3 protein-coding genes and 2 pseudogenes are annotated in these 5,483 nt (G+C 48.2%); 3 read left to right on the forward strand and 2 right to left on the reverse strand.

What is annotated here, in order from left to right; translation table 11 throughout:
- Both BM228_RS33105 and BM228_RS33110 read right to left on the reverse strand, forming a co-directional pair.
- Positions 1–865: pseudogene (locus BM228_RS33105) on the reverse strand (IS481 family transposase); the annotation flags it as partial.
- Positions 866–971: 106 nt separating this feature from the next.
- Positions 972–1,250 (reverse strand): annotated as a pseudogene (locus BM228_RS33110) (transposase); the annotation flags it as partial.
- A gap of 628 nt (positions 1,251–1,878) precedes the next feature.
- Between BM228_RS33110 and BM228_RS33115 the strand changes: the two are divergent.
- The 3 genes from BM228_RS33115 (at position 1,879) to BM228_RS33125 (ending at position 5,249) form a co-directional block, all read left to right on the forward strand.
- Complete coding sequence (locus tag BM228_RS33115; protein ID WP_244537442.1) at positions 1,879–2,412, forward strand: class I SAM-dependent methyltransferase; 534 nt, start codon at positions 1,879–1,881, stop codon at positions 2,410–2,412.
- A gap of 374 nt (positions 2,413–2,786) precedes the next feature.
- The gene (locus tag BM228_RS33120) at positions 2,787–4,013 is read left to right on the forward strand and encodes a glycosyltransferase family 4 protein (RefSeq protein WP_092047543.1); all 1,227 of its coding nucleotides are present in this window, start codon (positions 2,787–2,789) and stop codon (positions 4,011–4,013) included.
- Between the two features lie 171 nt (positions 4,014–4,184).
- The gene (locus BM228_RS33125; RefSeq protein ID WP_092047545.1) at positions 4,185–5,249 is read left to right on the forward strand and encodes a glycosyltransferase family 4 protein; all 1,065 of its coding nucleotides are present in this window, start codon (positions 4,185–4,187) and stop codon (positions 5,247–5,249) included.
- The last annotated feature ends 234 nt before the right edge of the window (positions 5,250–5,483 follow it).

A 5,483-nucleotide genomic window follows, 5' to 3' on the forward strand; every position in this document is an offset into this window, starting at 1 on the left:
GACGCAGCACCATTTCGGGCGAGAGCCCGTTCAGCACGCGCTGCTGGCGGCCGTTGTAGGCCGCGTTGAAGCCGCGCAGCACGATCTCCAGGTCGGCGTGGCGGTAGAGCGTGATCCCCAGCACCTCCCGCTGGACGCGGCCGTTGAAGCGCTCGACCATGCCGTTTGTTTTGGGTGTGTAGGGACGCGTCTTGCGATGCTGCACACCGTGCCGCTCGCAGGCGGCCTCGAACGCATCGGCCGTGAAGCAGGAGCCGCGGTCAGTGAGCACGTGCGTGACCTTGAACGGAAAGGCCCCGAGGGCATCCGTGAGGAAGGCCACTGCCGAGGCGGTAGTCTCGTCGTCCTTGACGGCGAGATGCACATAGCGGGAGGCACGGTCGATGGCGACGTACAGGTAGCGTTTGCGCGAGACGCGGTCGCGGTCTTGCAATTTGGGCAGGTGCTTCACGTCGACGTGGATGAAGCCGACCTCGTAGTCCTTGAAGCTGCCGTGCGGTTTGCGGGCCTTCTCGGCCGGCGGCAGCCGATTGAGGCCCTCGGCTTTAAGGAGGCGGTAGACCGCATCCCGGTTCGGGTGTGGCAAGAAGTGGCTGACGACGAAGGTCAGCGCGTCGAGAGGAAAGCCGGTGGAGCGGCGGAGCGCACATACGATGGCGCGCTCCTCATCGCTGGCGCGCCACGCGAGCTTGTGGGGGCGCGCTGAGCGGTCCTGACACGCATCGGGACCGCGTTTGCGCCACTTGCGGATAGTCTAGGTGGACACGCCGTAGCGTTTGGCCAGCACCCCGGAGCTCTCGTGTGAGCGGGCGATCTCGGCGCGCACGGCCGGGGTTGTGCGGGCCTGGGGGTGGATGGCGAGCATCAGCGCTCCCTCCTGGCAGACTGGCGGCGCACACCGTCGAACCGCCACGCATAGGCTTTGATTGCCCAACGCGCCGCATCCCAATGACGCTCCGCAACCAAACAGCTAGCAAGGCGCGATGCAGATCCGTCCCCACGCCTGCCCTCTGCCAATCACGCAGCCGTCGCCAGCACGATATCTCCCAACCGCACCCCATCTCTTGCAGCAGGTACTCCCACGGCAAACCAGTGCGCAGTACGAACAGAATGCCGGTCAGCGCCGCTCGGTCCGGGATCGGCGGCCGCCCGCCCTTCCAACGCACCCGCGCCGGCGGCAGCTGCGGCGCGATCACCGCACAGAGATCGTCGGGAACGAGGAACTTCGCCGTGCCCGACGAACGCGCCAACCGCTGGTTTCGTAAAGCGCTCTAATCACGACAGTGCTGCGAAGCGATTTAAAGATGATTCATACGGACCAACTACCTATACAAACCATTCGACCCAAGCCTATTTAAACGCGCCCTGCCGATTATTTCTGGTACAAACAAGTTCACGCTTTTCAATACGATTAGCGTTGGTATCATTCATCTAACATGGTAGACCGAAGCGATGTGTCGGAACCGAAGGCCTCGACAAGGTCGGGATTCTCGGATAACGCGTATGGCTTTCGAAGTATGGAGACTACTTACTCAAAATTTATGCACGCATCGTGATCCGACCGCGATTTATTAATTGGACTAGAACGATATGCATGCAAAGGTCTTCACCCATTTTTTAAATCATTGAGAAAGCATCGAACGCATTTTTTTGAGATGTAATTAATTCGAACAATACTATTCGATGAATAAAGAGCGCATGTTGATAAGGTGATGTGAGTTAAATTAAATCTCAAGTAGAGTCAATAACAGAGGAGGACAAGCAGTGTTCGTAAACTGGCTTTCAAATCATTTTCTAACTTTGCTACGGAAAAAGCCTGAGACGAAAGAAAGGCTCCGTATAATCCTAAATCGCGCTGGCTTTGGGACGGCCGATTGGGTGAGAGAAGAAATGTATAAAGAATGTTTTGCATACTTGAAAAGCATTTCGTCAGAAAACTTAGATACACTCGAAATCGCTGCCGGGAACCAGTGGGTGCGCGAAATCAATTTTAGATCGTACACCGAAACGCATTTTCCCGACTTTGATATATGTTCAATGGTTCTAGAAAAACAGTTCGACCTTATCATTGCCGATCAAGTTTTCGAGCATCTTCCTTGGCCAAGAAAAGCTGCACAAAATGTGTATAAAATGCTCAAACCAAATGGCGTGTTTCTTATTGCGACGCCATTTTTGGTGCGAGTTCACAATGTGCCGATAGATTGCTCGCGATGGACAGAAAAGGGTCTTTCGTACCTGCTGCAAGATGGCGGCTTTAATGAAAATCTTATAACGACGAGATCATGGGGAAATAGAGAATGTGTAGTCGGCAACTTTAATCAATGGCGAAAAAGGGGACTTTTCGGATCTAGACGGAACGAACCAGATTTCCCCGTAATGGTGTGGGCTTATGCTCGAAAAGAAATTTCTTAGATGTCGATATACGCCAAGCGGCTATTTAATTATAGTTTATAATAAACTCTGCCGTTTGTTGATGACGAACAATAAAAATTCCCTTTGCCAAGTAGTCTCAACAAGTAGCGAATCGTTCGACCTTTTATTTACACGCATATAATTATTACTCAGAGAGAAATATCGCCTACTACACAGTAGAATACGCAGTTTTGTGTCCGCAGTTGGATCAAAATAGTCGTCACGCTAAATATGTATGTAAGGCAGTGTGCTCAGTGCTTAATTGCCTTTCAACTATTTGGATTTAAAGGAAAATGAGGAACTTGCGATCTCGATCGTTCACTAGCGTCCATGCAATAGCGACGGTCGCGCGAGACCCAACTTAGGACTGTATCATGGCGAAGAAAAATGTTGTGGTATTTTGGCAACGAATTCCGTACGACGTTTTCGCTGGAGGAGATGGGTTATATCTTGATCGGCTAAAGGCTTTTTTTTTGGATCAAAATTGGGAAGTATACACACTTACATCTAGGTTGGACCGGCCACGACTGCTTATGCGGATTAAATATACCTTAGGAGGTAACAGAATTATCATTAAAGATACTTATCAAGTGAGTAGTTGTTATGTAGTCAAGCCTCTGACGTTAGTAAAACAAATTTTTCGATATCTTTTAATAAATAAACCTGTTTTAGGATTTTGCAAAAATGATCATAAAATTGGACAAGCCGAAAAGAAATGGCTTTTGTTACACCTAAATAAATTGAGCCCAAACTTAGTCGTTAAATGTTTTGACCGGGCTGGTTCTGAAGAATTCGATGTCCTGTTCCAGGGCGCAAAGCTGCATCTCATTGGGTTTCTAAAAGAAGATCAATTTATATTGCGCCAAGGAAATTCGTCAGGTGAAAAGATTAAAGAAAACATTCTTCCAGAGCTGCGTTCCACGGTAGGCAATATAGATCGCAAGAATATATCTTTCGGGTTCAGTAGCAAAACCGATAAATTACAGATTCAGCGATTACTCCCTGGTTGCGAAGCCTTGTATATCGGTATTGGGTTTACCCCTACGTTTATTGCAAATACCTCCACGTTGGCTAACGTACTATTTGTTGGAAACAAAACACGTCCAAATTATTCGGCTGTTAAGTTTCTTCTCGAAGAAATTTGGCCGGTGATATTATCTACTGTTCCCGAGGCGCGGTTAAGAGTCGTCGGGCGCGTTTGTCATTATTTCGTTAAGGTACCTCTTGGCGTGGATTTGATTGGAGAGATCGACGATTTACGCAGCGAGTATGCGAAATCGAAGGTTGTCGTAGCCCCTCTAGTGATCGGCAGCGCCGGTGTTAAGACAAAAATAGCGGAAGGCTTGGCTTATGGGCGAGCGGTTGTTTGTACGAGTCTTGGTGTTGATCAGGCGCAGCCCGATCAATTTGACGGCGCAGCGTTCGTCGCTGATTCACCGGAAACTTTCGCTCATCACGTATCAAATTTGCTGATTGATGACAGTTTACGCGCTCAGATGGAGGTGCAGTCAGAAAGAGTTTTCCTTCAGAATTTTGCGCCCACGTCAGCGTATCAGGAGATAGAAGATTGGTTAAAAACACATTTCAAGGTCGGGCCGTAAACGAAGCTACTTATAAAATCTTAACTCAAGACTTTTATATCTTGTTGGTGATTTCATTGGTTGTACTTCGGTTGATCATTATCGATGGATAGGCGTTCTAGTTGTTTCCTGACCAAAAATACTGGATCAACTGGGGTCCGAGTCGAAAAAGTTCAATACGCGGAGTGAATTATGATAACTTTTAATGGCGGAGTTTTATCCCAGCAAATCACGGGCGTCCAGCGTTACGCCTGGGAAATTCTAAACGAAATCTATGCGCTGGACAAAAAAAACAAGGCAGGTAAATTGAAGCTTCGTATTATTATACCGAAATCGGAGCCTCTTCCAAACGACAGATTTTCGGAGATTTGTACTTCCACAGTCTCGGTTGCTCGGCCACTCTGGACGCAACTCATACTCCCTTTTTTTTCAAAAGGAGTTTTGCTGTCTTTGGGCAACGTAGGACCGTTATTGGTTCGCAAACAAATCCTGTGTATTCACGACTTGAACACAAAAATTGTACCGAGTAGTTATTCGAAATCTTTCAGAATTTACTATAGTATAATGATACCTCTGCTTGCAAGAAACGTAAAGCATCTTGTCACGGTTTCGGAATTTTCTAAACAAGTTTTAGAAGAGTATGGAATAGGCAGAGGTCGTGAAATACATGTCATACCCAACGGCCATGAACACGTCCACACTTGGGATTCTACTAAATCTTTCATAAATGAAAAATTTGATATTTCCAAAAAGTTTGTATTCATGATCGGAAGCCGCGCGGCACATAAGAATACCAAAGTCGTGGAGGCTATTGCAGATAAACTGGATAAGCTTAGTGTAAATCTTGTCATAGCAGGCCGATCTGGTGGACATTTCGCAAAGCTCGACACAATTGAGCGGCCCAACGTTTTTTTTCTTGGTCCGGTAAGTGATGATGACTTGTCTATGCTATATAAGCACGCAGTTTGCCTTGCGTTTCCGTCTTTGACTGAAGGTTTTGGTCTTCCAGCATTGGAAGCAATGGCGCTTGGTTGCCCTGTGGTATGCTCGCCTGTTGCAAGCATGCCTGAGGTCTGCGGCAATGCTGCAGTTTACGCGGATCCAAACGACTCTTTAGATTGGTTTAATCAGATAGAACACATTTTGACCGATGAGAGGCTTCGGAACGAGATGAAAGCATCAGGATTGCAACAGGCATCGCGTTTTTCATGGAAATCTAGTGCCGAGAAATATTTAAATTTGCTTGTTGATGATTAAACAGGTCAAAGTTTGCTTCTATTTCTTGGCGGCTGTTTTGCATATCGCGACTTTGAGGTCTTGACGCATGTCCTTGCGCGGATCGGCTTTCGCTGACTCGTTGGTGGGAAGAATTGTAATTACCCACCCCCGTAACGGGTAGTGCACTGACTCAGACGGATGGTTCAGGGGATCGGCTGACGGCGGCGAGGATGTCGGTGGCGGGTTTGGTCCAGACGAAAGGTCTGGCGCGCC

It is taken from the genome of Methylobacterium pseudosasicola (genome assembly GCF_900114535.1).
Lineage (GTDB): Bacteria > Pseudomonadota > Alphaproteobacteria > Rhizobiales > Beijerinckiaceae > Methylobacterium > Methylobacterium pseudosasicola.

Excerpts from the sequence above, each read along its gene's own strand:
- BM228_RS33120 (WP_092047543.1), top strand. The coding sequence starts at position 2,787 with ATGGCGAAGAAAAATGTTGTGGTATTTTGGCAACGAATTCCGTACGAC.
- BM228_RS33125 (WP_092047545.1), top strand. The coding sequence starts at position 4,185 with ATGATAACTTTTAATGGCGGAGTTTTATCCCAGCAAATCACGGGCGTC.